Origin of the sequence: Tenacibaculum sp. (assembly GCF_050290165.1) — a bacterium.
GTDB lineage: Bacteria > Bacteroidota > Bacteroidia > Flavobacteriales > Flavobacteriaceae > Polaribacter.
Genome location: NZ_JBNKHD010000011.1, coordinates 83,914 through 105,547 on the forward strand (window position 1 = coordinate 83,914; position 21,634 = coordinate 105,547).

Consider the following 21,634-nt stretch of genomic DNA (forward strand, 5'->3'; position numbering starts at 1 on the left):
GGGCAAATGTAATTAAAATAATTCCCCGGGAATTTATTTTTTAGTTAAGATTTTATTAATAACATACGAAGCAGCTTGTAGTCCAAATGCGGCAGGCATATAACTTATAGTTCCGTAATAGGATTTCTTATAATTGCTACCATCGGTTAGTTTTAAACTTTCAGGAATTTGAATTTCTTCTGAATAAACTGCTCTTACACCTTTATCAACTTTCAGTTCTTTTAACCTTTTTCGTATGGCTTTCGCCATTTTACAGTGTTTAGTTTTACTGATGTCTTTAACAGTTACTTTGGAAGCATCTAATTTACCCCCTGCTCCCATTGAGCTAACTATTTTTACTTTTTTTCTGCGAGCAGCAACAATAAGATTTATTTTAGGCGTAATACTATCAATGCAATCTAACACAAAATCATAATCTGGAGTTACGATTTCAAAGGCTCTTTCAGGTGACAAAAACTCTTCTAAAACAGTCAATTCAATAACTGGATTGATGTCTTTGAGTCTCTCAGCTAATAAATGTGCTTTTGATTTTCCTATAGTGCTATGTAATGCTGGTAATTGACGATTTATGTTTGTTTTGTCAAAAACATCGCCATCTACAATGGTCATTTTGTTTACTCCTGCTCGAGCAATAAATTCAGCAGCAAATGATCCAACTCCGCCTAATCCAACTACTAAAACATTGGCTTTTTTAATCTTCTCTAATCCTTCTTTTTGAACCAATAATTCGGTACGTTCTAACCAACTCATCTTTTAAAAATTCTACTAAAATTTTGTTTTACAGTATTTATAATTTCTTTTTTTTCGGTTTTTCTCAGTTCGCTAGCAATGTTGTATATGCTTTCAATATGCTCTTCGGAAGTATCAGTTTCTAGAAAAAGAAAGTCTGATGGAAGTTTCGAAAATGTTTCTTGTAAGCTATCATTTTTTAATAAACTCTCTCCGAAGGATATACATATTTGATGTCGTATTAAATCGAGCGCAATTTGGTGATTTTTATTGAATCCATGAACAATCCAAGGTTGTTTTGGTTTGATTTCTTTTTTTAATTGAATAATTTCTTGGAAAGCCTTTACACAATGGATAATTAAAGGTTTGTTGTGCTTTTCAGAAAGTTGAATTTGTTGTCTGAAAACTTCAAGTTGAAGAGAGAGGTCAATTTCGGTTATTCTATCCAAACCACATTCTCCTAATGCATAACATTTTTCGGAGTTTAGTTGCTCTTCAATAATTTTTAAGTCGTTTTGCAAAGAGTTTTCTGAAATATACCACGGGTGAATTCCAATAGAAAAAGGAGTACTAAAATCAGTTGAATTAGGATATTTATTTTCTATTGAAAAAACATCTTTTTGAGTAGATGAAGTGTGAGTATGAATATCAATAAATTGCAATTACACTTTGTCTTTGGTGTCAATAATAATAGTTACAGGTCCGTCATTTAACAATTCTACTTTCATATCTGCTCCAAATTCACCTGTTTGGACTTTTTTGCCTAACTCTGTTTCAAATTGCTGAACGAAATTTTCGTATAACGGAATAGCAACATCAGGTTTTGCAGCTTTAATATAGCTAGGTCGATTCCCTTTTTTTGTAGAAGCATGTAAGGTAAACTGACTTACAACGATTGCTTCTCCATTAATATCAAGTAAAGACTTGTTCATGATGCCTTCTTCATCATTAAAAATACGAAGATTGGCAATTTTCTTAGCCAACCAAGTAATGTCTTCTTGTGTGTCATCATCAATAATACCCAATAAGACTAACAATCCGTTTTGTATATTCGCAACTTTTTCTCCTTCAATAGTAACACTAGCTTTTGAAACACGTTGAATTACGGCTTTCATTTTCTTGAAATTTTAATTATCTTGGATAAGTAGAAAGTCTAAATTACTCCCAAACATCAGTTCGATAATGTTCGTCTTCACCTTCCAAAATTTGTAAATAGCTTTTGTATCGGGACCAAGCAATTTCTTCATTTTCTAAAGCTTCTTTAACAGCACACTGAGGTTCATTTACGTGAATACAATTGTTGAATTTACAGTTTTGTTTTAAAGCGAAAAACTCTGGAAAATAGTCACCTAATTCGTCTTTATCCATATCAACTACCCCAAAACCTTTAATTCCTGGAGTGTCAATAATGCGAGCATCAAAACTTAAATCGAACATTTCAGCAAACGTAGTGGTATGTTGTCCTTGTTTGTGTTGTTCAGAAATTTCTTTGGTTTTTAAATCTAAAGAAGGTTCAATGGCGTTGACTAAAGTAGTTTTACCAACTCCTGAATGACCTGCAAACATACTTACTTTGCCTGTCATTAATTTTTTAATTCTATCTATATTGATGTTTTCAGTAGCAGAAACTTCTATACATTCGTAACCGATGGCTTCATAAATATCTTTTAGATACATAATTTCGGCACGCTGCTCAATTTCATACGAATCTATTTTATTAAAAACTAAAATAGTTTTGATTGAATAGGCTTCTGCAGTTACCAAAAAACGATCGATAAATGTGGTAAACGTAGGAGGGTTGTTAATCGTGATTAACAGAAATACTTGATCAATATTAGAAGCAATTACATGAGTTTGCTTTGATAAGTTAACCGATTTACGAACAATAAAGTTTTTACGCTCGTGAATGTTGGTAATTAAACCTGTTTCTTCATCATTTTTGCTTTCTAAAGAAAAATCAACAATGTCACCTACAGATATAGGGTTCGTACTTTTGATTCCTTTGATACGGAATTTTCCTTTAATACGACACTTATATAGTTCGTCTTTAGACTTTATCCAATACCAACTTCCTGTAGATTTATAAACCGTTCCTGTCATAAAACAAAGATGAGAAATAATAAAATAAAAATGTATATTTGGGCTCAATTTTAAAAAATTATTATGAAAAAATTATTATTGTCCGTTTGTTTTATTGGTCTGTCTTATGCGTCATCAGTAGCGCAAACTTATGAGTATAAAGTGATAACTAGTGTTGAATCAATAATACCGAGCGGTTTAGGGAGATCTAGATTGCTTTCTTCTGATGAAGAAAGAGATTTTAAAGACTTTACATCAGGAAGGTCAGAGGAAAATGACGAAAGAAACAAATCAAAGAGATCTGAAATTAGGGTTAAAAATTTTGAAGAAACAAAATTATTAAACTTCTTTAATATAGGAGGAATCCGTTTTCAAAATATTGTAGCAAATGATGCTGTAATTACTTCTAAGCTTAACGATATGTCTAAAGAAGGTTGGATATTGGCTTTTTCTAATAGTGGAGTAGAGAGTTATGGAGGAAAAGGAGATAGTAATGGAATCTTTATTACACGTTATATTTTTAAGAGAGAGGTGAAGACTTCTGAGTCTGCTGAAAAATAAAAAAAAGCGCCAATTGGCGCTTTTTTTATGAGTTAATGATTTTTTCTTGATGGTTGATACTTTCTTGATGTATTGCCTTAAACATTTTAAGAACAAATTCTTCACTCAATCCTCTGTCTTGACCTTCTAATATCATTTTACCTAAGATTTCGTTCCATCTTTTGGTTTGTAAAATAGCAACGTTTTTCTCTTTTTTCAATTCACCAATAGCATCAGCTATTTTCATACGCTTACCTAACATTTCAATCAATTGATGATCCACTACATCAATTTGAGTACGTAAAGTATTTAATGCATTTCGGTAATCAGCCTCGGTATCAGTAGCTTTTCTAACTTTTAGGTCTACCATCATTTGAACTAGAGTTTTAGGGGTGATTTGTTGATCGGCATCACTCCAAGCATTGTCAGGGTCATAGTGTGTCTCAACCATTAAACCATCAAAATTTAAGTCTAAAGCTGTTTGGCAAATATCAAAAATGATATCACGACGACCAGCGATGTGCGACGGATCACAAATCAATGGTAAATCAGGAAAACGGTTTTGTAATTCGATAGGAATTTGCCATTCTGGATTGTTTCTGTATCGGGTTTTTTCGTAGGTAGAAAAACCTCTGTGAATTACTCCTAATTTTTTGATGTTTTTAGCGTACAAGCGTTCTATAGCGCCTAACCATAAAGGTAAGTCTGGATTTACAGGATTTTTTACCAAGACAATTTTATCGGTTCCGTCTAAAGCATCTGCAATTTCTTGAACAATAAAAGGACTTACAGTAGTACGAGCACCAATCCATAAAATATCTACATCATGTTCTAAGGCTAATTGTACATGATCTTTATTGGCAACTTCAGTAGCAATTAGCATTCCTGTTTCTTGTTTGGCTTTTTGCAACCATTTTAGTCCTAGAGCACCTACGCCTTCAAAATTCCCGGGTCTTGTACGAGGTTTCCAAATTCCAGCTCTTAATACAGTAGCATCGGTGTCTTTTAATTCGTGAGCAATTCGCAACACTTGTTCTTCAGTTTCAGCGCTACAAGGTCCTGCAATTACTAAGGGATGCCCTAACCCGAAGGCATCTAACCATGTTCTTAATTCTTTTGTGTTTTTCATTTTGATATCTTTATTGTTGAGGTGCTGCCTCTAAAATTCCGTTTAAAATTTGTTTTATATGATTGGTATTTTCCATTTCAGTGTATATTTCAGGAAAATCATCTTTTTCTAATAATGTTTTGAATTGTTGTAAGTTACTAATGTATTCGTTCAAGGACTCCACAACATTTTCTTTATTTTGTTTAAAAATAGGAGTCCACATGGCAGGTGAACTTTTTGCTAAACGCACAGTAGAAGCAAATCCACTACCAGCCATATCGAAAATATCACGCTCGTTTTTCTCTTTTTCGATGACTGTCTTACCTAGCATAAAAGAGCTGATGTGTGATAAATGTGATACATAGGCAATATGCTTGTCGTGTGATTTTGGATCCATGTATCGAATACGCATTCCTAATTTTGAAAAAATATCTAACGCCTTTTCTTGTAATTTGAATGCCGTTTTTTCTACCTCACAAATAATATTGGTTTTACTTCTAAATAAATTTGTTAAAGCCGCATTAGGTCCTGAAAATTCCGTTCCAGCAATAGGGTGTGTTGCTAAAAAATTTCTTCTTTTCGGATGAATTTTAACAGCGTCGCAAATCAGTTCTTTAGTCGAACCTACATCAAAAACCAAACAAGTATCAGAGATACTATCTAACGTTTTCAAAATTACCTCTAGTGAAATATCTACAGGAATGGCAATAATAACTATATCAGCATTTGACAGTTCTGAAAATGTTGCTTTTTGATGAATAATCCCTCTTTCTAAAGCAAGATCACCATGCTTTTTGTTGGAATCAATTCCATAGATAGTGGCATTTTTAAATGCTTGCTGAATATCTAGGGCAAAACTTCCGCCGATTAATCCTAAACCTATAATAAATATGTTCATGTTAACTGTAATCTTCTATTTTAGTTATTGTGCCGTTCTGAAAGAAGAAAATACTCTTACCCTTTAGTTTTAATTGATTTCCTTTTTTAAGTTCTTCAGATAAGTCAACTTTTAATGTGGCCGTATACTTAAGATGAACTTCATAGTGTTCTTCTTTTGTGATAATTTCTTCTATTTCTTGTTTTCTCTCTGAGAAAAATAATGCTATTTTTTCAGCTTGTTCTTTAAATTGGTTTATTCCATCGAGTTTTAAAGTCAAAGAATTGTTAGCGTGATTTTCAAAAACAATATTTTTATTTAAAACTGAAAGCATTTTGTCTATATCAAAAGAGTTATACCCTTCTATATAGGTTTTTATTAAATCGAGCTCTTTTTTCATATTCTAGTTATTGCCTCATTAATTTTTTCTTCTGGAACGCATAATGAAAAGCGAATGTAACCTTCACCTTGACTGCCAAAAATGGTTCCTGGAGCAGCGAAAATATGCTTGTCGTATAATAACTCGTCAATCATTTCTTCAGATGTTTTTCCTTTGGGAAGTTTACACCAAACAAACATTCCTGAGGTGTTTTTATCGTAGGTACATCCTAATTTTTCTGCTAGTTTAAAGACTAATTCTTGTCGCTTTTTATAAGTATTATTTAATTGGATAAACCAATCCTTTTCTAACTCTAAAGCTTTTGTTGCTCCTTTTTGAATTCCGTAAAACATACCAGAATCCATTTGAGTTTTTACTTTTAAAACTTCGGTTAAGAATTCAGACTTTCCTAATAACATCCCTACACGCCATCCAGCCATGTTAAAAGATTTACTTACAGAGTTTAATTCTAGAGCAATATCTTTTGCGCCTTCAATTTGTAGAATACTTTGAGGGTGTTCATTCAATATAAAGCTATACGGATTGTCATTTACAATAACAATATTGTGTTTCTTTCCAAAGTCAATTAATTTTTGAAAAGTTTCTTTCGTCGCATCAGCACCCGTTGGCATGTGGGGGTAATTTACCCACATCAACTTTATTTTTAAGGTGTCAAGTTTTTCTAAAGCTTCAAAATCAGGTTGCCAGTTACTCGTTTCTTCCAAATTGTAAAAAATTGGTTCTCCTCCCAATAAATTGGTTACAGAACTGTAAGTTGGATATCCTGGATTTGGAATTAATACCTGATCGCCTTCATTTAAAAAAGCTAATGAAATATGCATAATTCCTTCTTTACTTCCCATTAAAGGGAGTACTTCGTTAGCTGGATTTATGGCAACTTCATAGTTGTTTTGATAAAAATTAGAAACAGCTTGTCTAAACTCAGGTAAGCCTTGATAACTTTGATAACTGTGAGCTCCAGAATCTTGTAAACTATCTTGAATAGCTTTTAATACTGATGTTGGAGGTTGTAAATCAGGGCTCCCAATCCCAATATTTATAATTGGTTTACCTTCTGAAATTAATTGACGTACTTCTTGTAGTTTTTTAGAGAAGTAGTACTCTTGTACGGTTTGTAAACGATTGGCAAACTGTATCATAATCTTCCGTTTTTGTATTCACCTAATATTTTAAATTCTTCTGCCATAATTTGTATAATGGCTTTTGCTTTTTCGTAATCTTCATATGCTTCAAAAGTTACATCAACAAAAAAGGCATACTTCCATGGTGTTTCAATTTTGGGTAACGATTGTATTTTGGTTAGGTTTAATTTGCAATCGCTCATTACATTGAGTACTGCAGCTAAACTTCCTCTTTTATGGTCTAATTCAAACCTTAATGAGGCTTTGTTAATTTCATTCTTGCCATTTTCAGGGTGACTTGTTTGTAAAATCACAAAGCGAGTAGCGTTGTTTTTTATCGTTTGAATCTCGTCTTCAATGATGGAGAGTCCAAAAATATCAGCAGCCATTTTTGGTGCAATAGCAGCAACTCCTTTTAATTGTTGGTCTGCAATTCTTTTCGCAACAGCAGAGGTATCAACATCTTCAACTAACTTTATATGCTTGTGTTGTTTGAAAAACTCTTTGCATTGTAATAAGGCCATTGGGTGCGAGCAAACCTCAGTAATATCTTCAATTTGTTGATTTGGTAACGCCATCAAATGATGATGTATAGGTAGATAATACTCACCTGAAATATGCAAATTGTACTTGTCAATTAGGGCATAGTTGGGTATGATTGAGCCTGCGATGGTGTTTTCTAAAGCCATAATTGCTTGTTCACTTCTTGAATTGATAAGGCTATCAACCAATACGTCAAAAGATAAACATTCGTTTAAGTCGATGTTTTCTCCGTAGTAGTTGTTTGCAACAATATGATGGTTGCTTCCTTGTATTCCTTGAATGGCTATTTTTTTCATTTTAAATCAAAAAAAAAAGCCTCGATAAATTCGAGACTTTGATTAGCTATATTATTTTTTGTTAGGTTAACAATATGATACAAAGTCTCGTCTCTTACTAAAAAAGTAAAAGTAAAAATAGAAACCTTGCCATACGTTTTGTAACATCATTGTATTTGTGTTCTTTGTACGGGACAAATCTTAGAAATAAATTTAACTAAACCAAACTTTTTTTTGAAAAAGTGTAAAAAAGAAAAAAGCTTCTCAAAAATTGAGAAGCTTTTCGCGGTCTGGACGGGACTCGAACCCGCGACCCCATGCGTGACAGGCATGTATTCTAACCAGCTGAACTACCAGACCGTTGCTCTAAGCGGATGCAAATATATAACCTTTTTTTAAATAAAAAAGAGTTATTTTATAAAAAATTCTGTCGACTGATAAGATAGGAGGTAAGTACTTTATCATAACCTTCGTTTATGTCTACAGGAACATAATCTATCTTGTATTGTAAGCATTTGTTTTTTAGGTTGTTGAAAAAAGTATTGCTCAGTTCTTGGTATTTTTGCTGCACATTTTCTGCGTATAAATTTATTTCTTCACCAGTTTCAACATCTATAAATTTTTTTGGAGTATTGTCAAAATCAAACAAAAATTCTGTTTTTTTATCGTAGGTATGAAACAAGATTACTTCATGTTTATTGAATTTTAAATGCCGTAAAGCATTAAAAAGCTCTTCTTCATTTTTAGAAGTTTGAAACATATCGGTAAATAAGAAAATTAAAGATCGTCTGTGAATCTTTTCGGCTATCTCATGTAAGTATTGATAGGTTTCTGTATTTGCAGTAGAGTTTGAGTTTAATAGTAGCTCTAGTTGATTCAATAACATTTTGCGATGACGCTCACTTCCTTTCTCTGGAGCATAGTATTCATAAGTATCTGAATATATACTCAACCCTACAGCATCCCGTTGTCGTTTTAAGATATCCATTAAAGAAGCTGTAGCTACTGCTGAAAAACCTATTTTGTTTAACTTATCTATTGATTGATTTTTACCAACAGGATAGTGCATCGACGCAGAATTATCAATAATTATATGACATCTAAGGTTTGTTTCTTCTTCGTACTTTTTGGTGTATAGTTTTTCGGTTTTAGCGAATAGTTTCCAGTCAATATGCCTAGTACTTTCACCTTTATTGTATAGTTTGTGTTCAGAAAACTCAACCGAAAACCCGTGAAAAGGACTTTTATGCATTCCAGTAATAAAACCTTCGACTACTTGTTTGGCAAGTAATTCAAGGTTGTTTATTTGTGAAGATGTACTTTTTAGATCAATCATATAGTATCGAAAATAAAAAAAGGTTTAGCGATAGCCAAACCTTTTGTATAATATCAATTAATATATTGCTTATAAAGCAGCATCAATTTTATCAGTATACGCTTTTTTAGGAGCAGCACCTACTTGTTTATCAACTACTTCACCATTTTTGAAGATTAATACTGTAGGGATGTTTCTAACACCATATTTTGCAGCAAATTCTTGGTTTGCATCAACATCAACTTTACCTACAACAGCTTTTCCTTCATACTCGCTACTGATTTCATCAACGATAGGAGATACCATTCTACAAGGTCCACACCATGCTGCCCAAAAGTCTACTAATACTGGTTTGTCAGATTTTAATACTACTTCTTCAAAAGAAGCATCTGTAATTTCTAATGCCATTTTATTTTATTTTAATATAAGTTAGTGTCTTATGTAATAGGATACAAATGTAATCAAATATTTTACCAATACAATTCTACAAAAATTACTTTTTACTATCATATTATCAATACTTTCTATTTCTTTTAAGTTTGTTTTTATGTGTGTAAAATAATCTATAACTTTGCCAAATATTTTTTGAGGAAAAATTTGACTGATTGCAACCTCATTGAACAAAAGTTCAGAAAAAAATGCTAAAGCAGTAATTTTCTACTCCTTTTAGCGACTTAGCAATCCAAGTTTTTCTTTTAGTTAATTTAAAAAGAAGTTTTATGTCATATTTTTTTACTTCGGAAAGTGTTTCTGAAGGACATCCAGATAAAGTAGCAGATCAAATATCTGACGCTTTAATAGATAATTTTTTAGCATTTGATCCAGAGTCAAAAGTAGCTTGTGAAACATTAGTTACGACTGGACAGGTAGTGTTGGCTGGAGAGGTAAAGTCATCTACCTATTTAGATGTACAAAAGATAGCTCGTGAGGTAATCAATAAAATTGGTTACACTAAAGGAGAGTATATGTTTGATGGAAATTCTTGTGGAGTAGTATCTGCAATTCATGAGCAATCAGATGATATTAATCGTGGGGTAGATAGGGCTTCAAAAGAAGAGCAAGGAGCAGGTGACCAAGGAATGATGTTTGGTTATGCGACTAATGAAACGGAGCACTACATGCCGTTAGCATTAGATTTATCACATTTAATACTTAAAGAATTAGCGGTAATACGTAGAGAGAATAAAGAGATTACTTATCTACGTCCAGATGCTAAAAGTCAGGTAACCATTGAGTATTCTGATGATAATGTGCCACAACGTATTGAAGCAATTGTTGTATCTACACAGCACGATGATTTTGCTGATGATGAAACAATGTTGGCTAAAATTAGAAAAGATATTGTTGATATTTTAATCCCTAGGGTGAAAGCACAATTAACTCCAGAGATTCAAGCATTGTTTAATGATGAAATCAAATACCATATCAATCCAACAGGAAAGTTTGTAATTGGTGGACCTCATGGAGATACTGGATTAACCGGTCGTAAGATTATTGTAGATACTTATGGAGGTAAAGGAGCGCATGGTGGTGGAGCATTTTCAGGAAAAGATCCTAGTAAAGTAGACCGTTCTGCAGCCTATGCAACAAGACATATAGCTAAAAATTTAGTAGCTGCTGGAGTAGCTGATGAAGTATTGGTACAAGTATCGTATGCAATTGGAGTAGTAGAACCAATGGGAATTTTTGTGGATACCTATGGAACATCAAAAGTTGATTTGACTGATGGAGAAATCGCTCAAAAAGTTTCTGAAATTTTTGATATGCGTCCACATGCTATTGAAACACGTTTAAAGTTACGTAACCCAATGTATAGCGAAACAGCTGCCTATGGACATATGGGACGTACAAATGAAGTAGTTTCTAAAACATTTACACAACCTAATGGAGAAAGTGTAACGTTAGATGTAGAATTATTTACTTGGGAAAAATTAGATTATGTTTCTAAAGTAAAAGAGAGCTTTGGTTTGTAAGAAACGAAACAAAACAAAACTATAATTTGAAAAATACCTGTAATTTTTATTGCAGGTATTTTTTATACAGTTACTTTTGTTTTGAAATTAAAAACAATATGAACCGAACTTGTTTTTATATTTTTCAAATTGCTAAAAATTGCTGTTTTTTCTTTTACTCATTTTTTATTGTCTTAAAGACTTTATGTAGGGGGAATGCTTAGTTTTTGCTTGAATAATAAAAATGAGTTCATTAAAAATTACAAAAAATGAAAAAATTAAAGTATGTTTTTGCTATTGGATTAGGAGTGGCATTATTAACCTCATGTAGTAACTCTGCTTCAGACGATTTTGATGAAGTTAACGGAGAAGCTAAAAAGAAAAGATTAAAAACTGTTGCAGCGACAAACCAAGAAAATGAAACAATTACTACTCAGTTTATGTATAATGCTGAAAAGGAATTGGTAAGTATTTCTGGAACAAATGGGACAGACGCTACTTTAATAAACTATAATAATGATGGGAGTACTATTAAAGTAACTGAAGATAGTGATCCTTCAGAAAGTCTTTCAATAGAAGAGTTGTATCAATCACCATATAATATTTATGAAACAGGTATGGCATTAGAATATGATTCTAACAAAAATCCTAGTAAAGTTTTATTTCAAGTTGAGGTTTATGACTGGGAAACTGAAATGAATGTTGTTGAAAGTTATACAGCAGAAATATTTTATGACAATAAACCAAATATGTATTTTTCTACTTTAGAATCTGCTGGAGTTATAGAAATTTTAGATGGAGTTGATGTTAGTTTTGGTGTGAATCCTCAAGCTTCAGAAGTGATTAAAGCTAGAAGATTATTGCCATTAAATAACGTAACGAAGATTATCTATAAAGACGCAGATGATAACGTTATAGGTACTTTAACTGTAGATTATACTTATGATTCAGATGGGTATCCTTTAACAGGGAAAGGATTAGCAATCGGAGGTGAAGAATCAGTTACCATTAATGCTACTTATAGTTATGAGTAATTAAACTATTAAAAATAAAAAAAGCCTCGACATTGTCGAGGCTTTTCTTTTGGGTTTATTTTATTTGAAATATAAATGGGATTCTAGCCTGAATTCCTTTTACATCTTTCATTTTTTGTAAGTTGTGGTATAGTTGGTAGTTCTCATTACCTAAAGCTTCTTTAAGTACTTCTTCTTTTGATATTTTAGAGAAAGGAGAGAGTTTTAAAGCATCTTTTAAGTCGGTTTTATAGTCAGGGTAGTTACGAACTTTATAGTCTTCCACTTCGGCCAATCCAGCAGCAGCTTTAATAGCGTCGTTTAAACTTCCTAATTGGTCAACTAAGCCTTTTTCAATAGCTTCTTTACCCGTCCAAACTCTACCTTGTGCAATTTCGTTTACTTGTTCAAAACTCATGTTACGTCCAGTTGAAACACGATTAACAAAAGTAGTATACATTTGTTCAATTCCTTCTTTTGTAACATCGTAAAACTTTTTATCCATCGGTTCAAAAACACTATAGAATGGACTATTGTTAGTTGAAACTCGCTCAGCGTTAATGCCTATGTTATCAGTAAATTGACTAAAATTTGGAATGGCTCCAAAAACCCCAATAGAGCCTGTGATTGTGGTTGGCTCTGCGATAATTTTATTAGCATTACAAGCTATATAGTAACCACCAGAAGCAGCATAATTACCCATAGAAACCACTATAGGTTTCTCTTTTTTAGTAAGTTCTAATTCACGCCAGATAAGTTCAGAAGCTAAGGCATTACCTCCAGGTGAGTTTACGCGAAGTACAATAGCTTTTACGTTTTTGTCTTTTCTAGCTTTTATAATAGCTTTATTAATGATTCCCTGACCGATATAATTTTCATTTCCTTCACCATACATAATATCTCCTTGTGCATAAATAACGGCAATCTTGTTTTTTGAAGTAGAAGAAATTCTTCCTTTACCTGAACTTATATAGTCTTCAAGAGATATTGTATTGGTTTTTCCATTTGAAATATGATCTAATTTTTCCTTGTATTCATCTTTGTATATAAAAGCATCAATTAGATTATTTTCTTTTGCTAACTCAGCATTTCTACCTCCTAAATTGTCAGCAATAGCATTTAGTTTTTCAATTGAAATATTTCTACTTTTACTAATGTCTTCTGTAATTTCAGACCAAATAGATTTTAAGAATGAGGTAGTTTGCTCGCGATTGGCTTCACTCATTTTATTTTCTAAGAAAGGCTCTACCGCGCTTTTGTATTTTCCATGACGGATTACTTCCATCTTAACGCCATACTTGTCTTCAAAGTCTTTAAAATATAAGATTTCGGTAGATAAGCCTCTAAAGTCAATGGCTCCTATAGGGTTTAAAAATAAGCTGTCTGCAACAGAACTTAGGTAATAGTTTTTCTGTGTAAATATATCGTTATAGGCATATACAAATTTACCACTCTCTTTAAATTCTTCTATTTTGTTTCGAATAGCTTGTGTTTGTGCAATTCCTGCATTTATATATGTAGATTTAATACTGATTCCTTTAATTCTTTCGTCAGTTTTAGCATTCTCAATAGCATTGATAATTTTATTTAAAGCTAATTTTTCGTCGGTTAATTCTAAAGCTTCAGCAATAGGGTTATCTTCTTTAGGCGCATAATCTTTTACCGGGGTTGATAAATCTAACTCTAAAACGGAGTTTGATTTTATAACTACTTTTTCTTCAGCTCCTATTATAGAAGCAATGGCAATAAAGAATATAAAAAGTAAAAAAATAGCGATAAAAAAGCCAAGAATAGAGGCTAATAGGTTTCTTAAAAACTTCATGTAATACGGTTAATTTTTTTGAGAACAAATATACATTTTTTAAAAAGATGCATATTGGTAAAATTACCTACTATATCTATTCGCTCCTATACCTAAATTCATTCGATATTTACGTTGAGCAAACTCAAAATAATTAAAGAGTTTATAGTTTACTTCATAACCGTAGTTTATATGAGGACTATAGTCAATTACATTTTCGTATATGTTAGAATTGAACTGTAAAGGGTTACGGACTCTATAATTCCATGTGGTTACATACAATTGATTTTTATTTTCTAAATAAGTTTGAGAATAAAAACCTTCAGGTTTGGCAATAGTGTTTAAATAGGTGGTAAAACCAGGATCGATTATTATAATTTCATATTCCAAACTGTCATTAGCTATTACTACAGGCTCTTCTTTAGTCTCTGTAGTATTTTTTAGAGGTGGAGAACTACATGTCCATAGAGCAACACCAATGAAAGTAAGATATATAAGTTGCTTTAATGTTTTCATAATCAGAGAATTTTCTACATATAAAGTTGCAAAAAATATTCCGGTTTTCATTGATTTTTAACTTGTTTAACAGTAATTTTCGAAAATAAAATATAAAGAAATGAAGCAAAGATGTTTTTGGGTTAGTGATGATCCGTTATATATTGAATACCACGATACTGAATGGGGAGTTCCTGTATATGAAGATGATAAATTGTTTGAGTTTTTAATTTTAGAAACATTTCAAGCAGGATTAAGTTGGATTACTATTTTAAAAAAGAGAGAAAACTTTAGAAAGGCATTTGATGATTTTGATTATCAGAAAATCGCTAATTATTCGGAGGATAAGTATGAAGAACTATTGCAAAATGAAGGGATCATTAGAAACAAACTGAAAATAAAAGCAACGATAACTAATGCGCAGTTGTTTATGAAAGTACAAGAAGAGTTTGGGTCGTTCTCAAAGTATATATGGAGTTTTGTAGATGGAAATCCTATTAAGAATAAATTTTCAAAAAGAGAAGAGGTGCCTGCAACTACTGAGCTTTCAGATGCTATTTCAAAAGATATGAAAAAACGCGGGTTCAAGTTTGTAGGGTCAACAGTTATTTATGCACACATGCAAGCAACAGGAATGGTAAATGACCATACTACAGATTGCTTCAGATATCATGAAGTTTAATTTTTGTAAATTTAGCCTTCAAAAAAATAAATTAAAAACTACCTAAATGAAACTAAAACAAATGTTTTGTGCAGTTGCTGCTGTAGGAGTGTTAACTTCTTGTGGAGTAGATGCCAAAAAAGAACCTAAAGTAGCAGAAAAAAAAGCGAAAGAGTTTGAATATGTTGTAGAACAATTTGCAGATATAAAAGTACTACGTTATCAAATACCAGGTTTTGATGAATTGACACTAAAAGAAAAAAAATTAGTGTATTATTTAACACAAGCAGGTTTGTCTGGTCGTGATATTATGTGGGATCAAAACTACCGCCATAATCTTGAGATTAGAACTGCTTTAGAAAATATCAACAACAATTTCAAAGGAGATAAAGAAAGTGAAAATTTTAAAGCGTTTACAACGTATTTAAAAAGAGTATGGTTTTCAAATGGTATTCACCACCACTATTCAAACGATAAATTAAAGCCAGAGTTTTCTAAAGAGTACTTTGAGTCGTTATTAAAAGAAACCAATACAGAATTATCAGCTGAAGCATTAGAGGTTATTTTTGATGATAAGGATGCGAAAAAGGTAAATAAAAAAGCAGGAGTTGATAATGTGTTAGCATCAGCAGTAAATTTTTATGGAGCTGATATTACTAGTAAAGATGTAGATGATTTTTATGCTACTGCATATAAAGGACCAGAAGGACAACCTATTGAAGCAGGTTTGAACTCTAAATTAGTTAGAGAAGATGGAAAACTTGTGGAAAAAGTATGGAAATCAGGAGGCTTGTATGGACAAGCAATCGATAAAATTATAAAGTGGTTAGAAAAAGCTAAAGAAGTAGCAGAAAATGAAAAACAAGCAAGAGCTTTAGAGTTTTTAATAGAATATTATAAGACAGGAAGCTTAGATACTTGGGATCAATATGCTATTGCTTGGGCGGAATCTACTGAAGGAAATATAGATTGGATTAATGGATTTATTGAAGTCTATAATGATCCTAAAGGATACAGAGGTTCGTATGAAACAATCGTACAAATCAAAGACTTTGATATGTCTAAAAAGATGAAAGTGTTATCTGATAATGCACAATGGTTCGAAGATAATTCAACATTAGATCCTACCCATAAAAAGAAAGATGTAGTTGGAGTTTCATATAAGACGGTAAATGTAGCAGGGGAGGCAGGAGATGCATCTCCAAGTACACCTATTGGAGTAAATTTACCAAATAACAACTGGATTCGTCAACAGCATGGTTCTAAGTCTGTATCACTAGGTAACATTATCGGATCATACAACAATGCAGGCGGGACGGACCGTTTAAAAGAATTTGCTAATGATCAGGAAGAAATTGATTTAGAAATTAAGTACGGTAAGTTAGCAGATAAGTTGCATACAGCATTACACGAGGTAATAGGTCATGCTTCTGGAGTAATTAATGATGGAGTAGGTCAACCTAAAGAAACATTAAAAAATTATGCATCTACGATGGAAGAAGGTAGAGCTGATTTAGTTGGTTTATACTATTTAATGGATCCAAAATTACAAGAATTAGGATTGGTTGACGATTGGGAAAAAGTAGGAAAAGCTGCTTATGATGGATATATTAGAAATGGGTTAATGACTCAGTTGGTGAGAATTAATTTAGGTGATGATATTGAAGAAGATCACATGGTAAATCGTCAGTGGGTATCGGCTTGGGCTTTTGAACAAGGAGCTAAAGATAATGTGATTGAAAAAATTACTAGAGATGGTAAAACTTATTACAATATCAATGATTATAACAAGCTTCGTGAAATCTTTGGACGTTTATTAAAAGAGGCACAAAGAATTAAGTCAGAAGGAGATTTTGAAGCAGCCAAAGCATTAGTAGAAGGGTATGGAGTTAAAGTAGATCAAGATTTACATAAAGAAGTATTAGATCGCAACGAAAAGTTTAAAGACGCACCTTATAGCGGATTTGTGAATCCAGTGCTAGAACCAGTAATGGACGCGGAAGGAAATATTACTGATATTAAAATTAAGCAACCAGAAACTTTTGAAGAGCAAATGAATTTCTATGCTAAAAACTATAATTTCTTACCAATTAAAAACTAAGTAGTTTAATTAGAAATTATGAAAATAACTCAAAACCGATTCTGAAAAGAATCGGTTTTGTATTTTTAGGAGGTTAAATTATTAGGGCATGGCAAGAAAGGTTAAAGATCCAGGGTTTGGGTATAATTCACAAAAAAACGCACAAACCATAGTTAATAAAGATGGTACATCAAATGTAATTCACACTAATAGAAAGTTTAGCGCAGATGACTTATATACGTTTTTTATAGAGTTATCTTGGTGGCAATTCTTTATTCTTATAGTACTTGGGTATTCATTGTTAAATGTGCTTTTTGGTATCGTATATGTGATGATAGGAATAGAGGAAATAACGGTTTCTAAAGGTAATTTTATAGATGATTTTTTAAACGGTTTCTTTTTTAGTGCTCAAACACTTACTACGGTGGGGTATGGAGGTATCGCTCCTAAAGGAATTACAGCAAACTGTATTGCTGCTTTTGAAGCAATGATTGGTTTGTTAAGTTTCTCTTTCATTACAGGTTTGTTGTATGGGCGTTTTTCGAAAGCAAAAGCATCAATTCGTTTTAGTGAAAATTTAATTTTAAGAGATTTTAAAGAAGACAGAGCGCTAATGTTTCGATTGATGAACCGTCGTAAAACAGTTATGATAGAGCCTGAAGTGTCAGTTACTTTGTCAATATCTGAAAAGGATAAGCATGGAGAATATAAAAGAAAATTCTACCAGTTAAAATTAGAGCGAGATAAAATAATGTATTTACCAACGGTTTGGACAATAGTTCATGAGATAGATGATAAAAGTCCTCTAGGTAAATATTCTAATCAAGAAATTGAAAAAATGGATGGAAAACTGTATGTTTTAATACAGTATCATGAAGAATCTTTTGGTCAAAAAGTATATCAAATTTCATCATACGATTTTTCTACGCTAGAAATAGATAAAAAATACGTGTCTTCATACTATTTTGATGAAAACGGATATACTATTTTAGATCACGAAAAGTTGAGTAAAGTAGAGTCTATGAATTAAAACTATTTTGTTAGAAGCTTTGAAAGGAATAAAAGAGCAATAACTACTATAAGCCCTATAGCAACATACAAAGCACCATTTTGATAGTGTTCTTTATTGTTTTTAGCATCTTTCTTATAGCTGAAAAACATTAAAACAATAAAAGCGACAACAAAAAAACTAGCAAAAATAATTCTACCTGTAGTAAACATTTTAGCGGCAATAAGTATGAACATAAAATTGTATTTTTAGCAAAGTTAAAGAATGATTTTAGAATGAAGAAAACTAAAACAGCTATTATTTTTGATAGTTTCTTTAGAAAAAGCCTTTCAACAAATTTATTCAATAATAAAAAGAAAAACGAGTAACTTATATTTTCAAACGATGGAGGTCTATAGACTGGATGCTCAAAGTAGTGCTAGCAAAAATTTTAAAAATGGCGACTTAAATGAAAAAGGAAAATTTAATTGTATTTGATATTGATGATACATTAACCAAAAGTGAAAATCAACATCAAAGCGCATATATGGATGCTATGAAAAGTTTTGGTATTGTTGATATCAATCAAGATTGGAAGAGTTACAAAAATATGACAGATAGTTATATTTTGAAGAAGAATTATGAGGCTAATTTGAATAAGAGCTTTAGTTTTTCTTTTATTCCAAAATTTGAAGAAAAAATGACGGAATCAATGCTAACCTTTTCTAGAACAAAAGAAATTAATGGAGCGAAAAAAATAGTTGATTTTTTTATGAAGGAGACTGATTATGCTATTTGCTTTGCTACAGGTTCTCTATTGCAACCAGCATTGATTAAACTAGAGCAAGCAAGTATAAACTTTGTTCCGAGTTTAGTTGAAGCTTCTAATAGTTTGTTTACTAGAGAGGAGATAGTAAATTCAGCAATTAACAAAGCGAAAAACTATTTTCAAGTTCAAGAGTTTAAAAATATCATTTCGGTTGGAGATGGTATTTGGGATTTAAAAACAGCTAAAAATTTAGGGATTCATTTTTTAGGAATTAGAAATAAGAATTTACCAGATTTTAAGGCAGAAGGAATTAAAAGTCATATTGAAGATTGGGATAGTTTTAATTTTAGCACAGTAAAAACAGAATTACAAATACAATAAGTTATATATAATGAAGAAAAGAATAGCAGCAGTACATGAATTTCACACCGCATTTGGATTGGGAATCAAAAATGAGCCAACAGCTAATATTGGAGAAGAACGAAATTTGCTTCGTTTCAATTTGATGAAGGAAGAAAATGAAGAGTATTTAGAAGCTGCTCAGAATAATGATTTAGTTGAGGTAGCGGATGCATTGGGAGATATGCTGTATATTTTATGTGGTACTATTATTGAGCATGGAATGCAAGAGAAAATAGAAGAGGTATTTAATGAAATTCAACGAAGCAACATGAGTAAATTAGGAGAAGATGGCAAGCCGATTTATCGTGAAGATGGTAAGGTATTGAAAGGTCCTAATTATTTTAAACCTAACATTAAAGAAGTATTAGATAAATAAAAAAAGCTCCTAATCAGGAGCTTTTTTTATTTATACATTTTGGATATTATTTACCCATAATTCTTTCTAGTTCAGAAGTTAAGGTTTTTACATTATTTACCATTTTAATGATAACCCCATTAGCATCTACAATTAAATGTGTTGGGTATTGTTTTACCTTCAACTTCTTAGCCATGTATTCTTTTTGCTCAGGAATTGTAGGGTATTTAAACTCTTTAGTTTTTAAAAACTCAACTAATTCATCTTTTTTGTCAAAAGCTAAACTAACAAACTCAATATTGTCGTCTTTGTACTTGTCAACCAATTCGTTCAATTCAGGAAACTCCTCTACACATACCTTACAGGTAATAAACCAACATTTAAGAACAAGAAGCTTACCTTTAGTATCAGCTTTGTTATGAGCTTTACCTTCTAAATCAATAAAACTATACTCGGGAAGCTTTTTACCTTCCATCTTAAAATATTGATAGGCAATTGAAGCTTTACTAGCAATAGACTTTTTTATTTTAGAGTCGGCAGAGTCTTCGATATTGGTTAACTGGTATTGTACTTTACCTTCTTTTTCAGACTTAACAGGTATGTAAGCACCTGTTCTTAGTAAAGTTAAAAACATTCCTTTTTCTATTTTAACGTCATTTTCATCCAAAGGAATAAATGTTGACATTAAGTCAATGTTTTCTTTTGTGTAGGCATCCCAATTTTCAAAACTCTTTTGAATATCTTCTGCATTAACAGAATATGAAGGTTTTGTGTTTTCTTCAACCATTAAATTTTCATTAGATGAATCATCAGTTTTAGTCGATGTTTCTTCTTCTGAAGAGATAGGTGTTTCTTTTTCTTTCTCTGGAATAACAGTTTTTTTAGGAACTGTTATAGTTTTAGTGTTTCCCGAAATAGAATTTGAATAGCTTTTAAGTCCAAAAGTAGCCACAGTAAACCCTACACCAATTGATAATAATGCTAATACAATGTTTTTCATTTTTCTGGGGGTTTTTGGTAAAAAAACTCAGTTTTGATCACTAATATAGCTTTTTTTGATGAAATAATTAAATTTTAACTCTCCAATTGTGTTTGTCTTCTAGTAGATTATATTGAATTTTAAGTAGTTTGTCTTTAAAGAATGAAGCATATGAATCACTCAATTCTGGTAATTCAAAAGTGTCATTTTGGTGTTTAAATCCTTTAATAGGGTTTATTACTGCTGCGGTACCAGAACCAAATATTTCTTTTAATTCACCGTTTTTAGCTGCTTCTTTAATTTCAGTTACAGAAACTCTTCGTACTTCTACGTCAATATTATAATCTTTAGCAAGTTGAATGATCGACTTACGAGTAACACCGTCTAAAATTCTGTCGCTAGTTGGTGCAGTAACTAATTTGTTTCCTATTCTGAAAAATACATTCATAGTACCAGCTTCTTCTAGGAATTCATGGGTGTTAGCGTCTGTCCAAACGACTTGCTGATATCCCTCCTTATGTGCTAAGCTTGTTGGGTAAAATTGTGCAGCGTAGTTACCAGCGGCTTTTGCAAATCCAACACCACCATCAGCAGAACGACTATATTTTTCAGCAAAAAGAACACGAACTTCCCCTGCGTAGTATGATTGAGCTGGAGAACAAATAATAATAAATTTATATTCTTCAGCAGGAGAAGCAGAAATAGCTCCTTCTGAAGCAATGATAAATGGACGGATGTATAAAGAATTACCCATTCCTTTTTTTATCCAAGCATTATCAATTTTTAATAATTGTTTTAAACCTTCAAAAAATACTTCTTCAGGTACAGGAGGCATAGCTAAACGTTCTCCAGATTTATTAATTCTATGAAAGTTTTCATCAGGGCGAAATAAAAATACATCATCATTATCATCCTTATAAGCTTTCATACCTTCAAAAACAGCTTGTCCATAATGAAAAACTCTTGCAGAAGGCTCAAACGATAATGGACCGTAAGGCATTATTTTAGGGGTTTTCCATTCTCCATTGGCAAAATCACAAACTAACATATGGTCAGAAAAAACTTTTCCAAATGCTAAATTGTTAAAATCTACCTTGTCTATTTTTGACTCTTGTATAAGCTCAATATCAATATTCATTGTGTTGTTGTTTT

24 protein-coding genes and 1 tRNA gene are annotated in these 21,634 nt (G+C 31.9%); 8 read left to right on the forward strand and 17 right to left on the reverse strand.

All coding sequences use genetic code 11. The annotated features are described in order from the left end of the window. Positions 1-33: 33 nt before the first annotated feature. Genes ACQY6M_RS08175 through rsgA form a run of 4 tightly spaced genes read right to left on the reverse strand, consistent with a single transcriptional unit; the run spans position 34 to position 2,829 of the window. Positions 34-750, reverse strand: coding sequence for a tRNA threonylcarbamoyladenosine dehydratase (locus ACQY6M_RS08175; protein ID WP_428741043.1), 717 nt, complete (start codon positions 748-750; stop codon positions 34-36). Then, positions 747-1,391, reverse strand: a complete 645-nt coding sequence (locus ACQY6M_RS08180) for a TatD family hydrolase (RefSeq protein WP_428741042.1) — start codon at positions 1,389-1,391, stop codon at positions 747-749. Before ACQY6M_RS08180 ends, ACQY6M_RS08175 begins: the two co-directional genes overlap by 4 nt. Beyond that, entirely contained in the window at positions 1,392-1,844 is a 453-nt protein-coding gene (gene dtd, locus ACQY6M_RS08185) for a D-aminoacyl-tRNA deacylase (protein ID WP_428741041.1), read from the reverse strand. Positions 1,845-1,887: 43 nt separating this feature from the next. Beyond that, the gene (gene rsgA / locus ACQY6M_RS08190) at positions 1,888-2,829 is read right to left on the reverse strand and encodes a ribosome small subunit-dependent GTPase A (RefSeq protein WP_428741040.1); all 942 of its coding nucleotides are present in this window, start codon (positions 2,827-2,829) and stop codon (positions 1,888-1,890) included. A 63-nt stretch (positions 2,830-2,892) separates the two neighbouring features. Between rsgA and ACQY6M_RS08195 the strand changes: the two genes are divergently transcribed. After that, entirely contained in the window at positions 2,893-3,369 is a 477-nt protein-coding gene (locus ACQY6M_RS08195) for a hypothetical protein (RefSeq protein ID WP_428741039.1), read from the forward strand. Between the two features lie 25 nt (positions 3,370-3,394). On the opposite strand, the gene ACQY6M_RS08200 is transcribed toward ACQY6M_RS08195, so the two are convergent. The 8 genes from ACQY6M_RS08200 to trxA all read right to left on the reverse strand — a co-directional run bounded on the left by ACQY6M_RS08200 (position 3,395) and on the right by trxA (position 9,395). Then, on the reverse strand, positions 3,395-4,477 hold the full coding sequence (locus ACQY6M_RS08200; RefSeq protein WP_428741038.1) for a chorismate mutase: 1,083 nt from the start codon (positions 4,475-4,477) through the stop codon (positions 3,395-3,397). Between the two features lie 10 nt (positions 4,478-4,487). Next, a complete protein-coding gene (locus ACQY6M_RS08205; RefSeq protein WP_428741037.1) occupies positions 4,488-5,354 on the reverse strand; it encodes a prephenate dehydrogenase in 867 nt (288 codons plus the stop codon). 1 nt (position 5,355) lies between these two features. Then, positions 5,356-5,733 (reverse strand): nuclear transport factor 2 family protein, encoded by a 378-nt coding sequence (locus ACQY6M_RS08210; protein ID WP_428741036.1) that lies wholly within the window; start codon positions 5,731-5,733, stop codon positions 5,356-5,358. Continuing rightward, entirely contained in the window at positions 5,730-6,872 is a 1,143-nt protein-coding gene (locus ACQY6M_RS08215) for a pyridoxal phosphate-dependent aminotransferase (RefSeq protein WP_428741035.1), read from the reverse strand. The genes ACQY6M_RS08210 and ACQY6M_RS08215 overlap by 4 nt, the downstream gene beginning before the upstream one ends. Further along, positions 6,869-7,693: a prephenate dehydratase gene (locus tag ACQY6M_RS08220; RefSeq protein WP_428741034.1), complete on the reverse strand. Its 825-nt coding sequence runs from the start codon at positions 7,691-7,693 to the stop codon at positions 6,869-6,871. Before ACQY6M_RS08220 ends, ACQY6M_RS08215 begins: the two co-directional genes overlap by 4 nt. A gap of 265 nt (positions 7,694-7,958) precedes the next feature. Beyond that, positions 7,959-8,032 (reverse strand) — tRNA-Asp (locus ACQY6M_RS08225). Positions 8,033-8,087: 55 nt separating this feature from the next. Continuing rightward, positions 8,088-9,008 (reverse strand): DUF58 domain-containing protein, encoded by a 921-nt coding sequence (locus tag ACQY6M_RS08230; RefSeq protein ID WP_428740671.1) that lies wholly within the window; start codon positions 9,006-9,008, stop codon positions 8,088-8,090. Between the two features lie 69 nt (positions 9,009-9,077). After that, positions 9,078-9,395: a thioredoxin gene (gene trxA / locus ACQY6M_RS08235; protein ID WP_125068953.1), complete on the reverse strand. Its 318-nt coding sequence runs from the start codon at positions 9,393-9,395 to the stop codon at positions 9,078-9,080. A gap of 311 nt (positions 9,396-9,706) precedes the next feature. On the opposite strand from trxA, the gene metK reads away from it, so the two are divergent. Together metK and ACQY6M_RS08245 are read left to right on the forward strand one after the other, a co-directional pair. Further along, on the forward strand, positions 9,707-10,960 hold the full coding sequence (gene metK, locus ACQY6M_RS08240) for a methionine adenosyltransferase (RefSeq protein ID WP_428740672.1): 1,254 nt from the start codon (positions 9,707-9,709) through the stop codon (positions 10,958-10,960). A gap of 248 nt (positions 10,961-11,208) precedes the next feature. After that, on the forward strand, positions 11,209-11,973 hold the full coding sequence (locus ACQY6M_RS08245) for a hypothetical protein (protein WP_428740673.1): 765 nt from the start codon (positions 11,209-11,211) through the stop codon (positions 11,971-11,973). A gap of 55 nt (positions 11,974-12,028) precedes the next feature. On the opposite strand, the gene sppA is transcribed toward ACQY6M_RS08245, so the two are convergent. Together sppA and ACQY6M_RS08255 are read right to left on the reverse strand one after the other, a co-directional pair. Beyond that, on the reverse strand, positions 12,029-13,774 hold the full coding sequence (sppA, locus tag ACQY6M_RS08250) for a signal peptide peptidase SppA (RefSeq protein ID WP_428740674.1): 1,746 nt from the start codon (positions 13,772-13,774) through the stop codon (positions 12,029-12,031). Between the two features lie 63 nt (positions 13,775-13,837). Beyond that, complete coding sequence (locus ACQY6M_RS08255) at positions 13,838-14,320, reverse strand: DUF6146 family protein (protein WP_428744947.1); 483 nt, start codon at positions 14,318-14,320, stop codon at positions 13,838-13,840. Between the two features lie 49 nt (positions 14,321-14,369). Here ACQY6M_RS08255 and ACQY6M_RS08260 point away from each other — a divergent pair, with 49 nt between their 5' ends. The 3 genes from ACQY6M_RS08260 to ACQY6M_RS08270 all read left to right on the forward strand — a co-directional run bounded on the left by ACQY6M_RS08260 (position 14,370) and on the right by ACQY6M_RS08270 (position 18,019). Beyond that, positions 14,370-14,930, forward strand: a complete 561-nt coding sequence (locus tag ACQY6M_RS08260; RefSeq protein ID WP_428740676.1) for a DNA-3-methyladenine glycosylase I — start codon at positions 14,370-14,372, stop codon at positions 14,928-14,930. A 46-nt stretch (positions 14,931-14,976) separates the two neighbouring features. Continuing rightward, the gene (locus ACQY6M_RS08265; protein ID WP_428740677.1) at positions 14,977-17,010 is read left to right on the forward strand and encodes a dipeptidyl-peptidase 3 family protein; all 2,034 of its coding nucleotides are present in this window, start codon (positions 14,977-14,979) and stop codon (positions 17,008-17,010) included. Positions 17,011-17,098: 88 nt separating this feature from the next. After that, positions 17,099-18,019 (forward strand): ion channel, encoded by a 921-nt coding sequence (locus ACQY6M_RS08270; protein WP_428740678.1) that lies wholly within the window; start codon positions 17,099-17,101, stop codon positions 18,017-18,019. A gap of 2 nt (positions 18,020-18,021) precedes the next feature. Here the strand turns inward: ACQY6M_RS08270 and ACQY6M_RS08275 are convergent, their stop codons facing one another. Beyond that, entirely contained in the window at positions 18,022-18,234 is a 213-nt protein-coding gene (locus ACQY6M_RS08275) for a hypothetical protein (protein WP_428740679.1), read from the reverse strand. A 212-nt stretch (positions 18,235-18,446) separates the two neighbouring features. On the opposite strand from ACQY6M_RS08275, the gene ACQY6M_RS08280 reads away from it, so the two are divergent. Together ACQY6M_RS08280 and ACQY6M_RS08285 are read left to right on the forward strand one after the other, a co-directional pair. Then, the gene (locus ACQY6M_RS08280; protein ID WP_428740680.1) at positions 18,447-19,127 is read left to right on the forward strand and encodes an HAD family hydrolase; all 681 of its coding nucleotides are present in this window, start codon (positions 18,447-18,449) and stop codon (positions 19,125-19,127) included. A 10-nt stretch (positions 19,128-19,137) separates the two neighbouring features. Beyond that, positions 19,138-19,524: a hypothetical protein gene (locus ACQY6M_RS08285; protein WP_428740681.1), complete on the forward strand. Its 387-nt coding sequence runs from the start codon at positions 19,138-19,140 to the stop codon at positions 19,522-19,524. Between the two features lie 46 nt (positions 19,525-19,570). On the opposite strand, the gene ACQY6M_RS08290 is transcribed toward ACQY6M_RS08285, so the two are convergent. Both ACQY6M_RS08290 and ACQY6M_RS08295 read right to left on the reverse strand, forming a co-directional pair. After that, positions 19,571-20,503 (reverse strand): TlpA family protein disulfide reductase, encoded by a 933-nt coding sequence (locus ACQY6M_RS08290; protein ID WP_428740682.1) that lies wholly within the window; start codon positions 20,501-20,503, stop codon positions 19,571-19,573. A 67-nt stretch (positions 20,504-20,570) separates the two neighbouring features. Further along, positions 20,571-21,620 (reverse strand): branched-chain amino acid aminotransferase, encoded by a 1,050-nt coding sequence (locus tag ACQY6M_RS08295; RefSeq protein WP_428740683.1) that lies wholly within the window; start codon positions 21,618-21,620, stop codon positions 20,571-20,573. Positions 21,621-21,634: the final 14 nt, after the last annotated feature.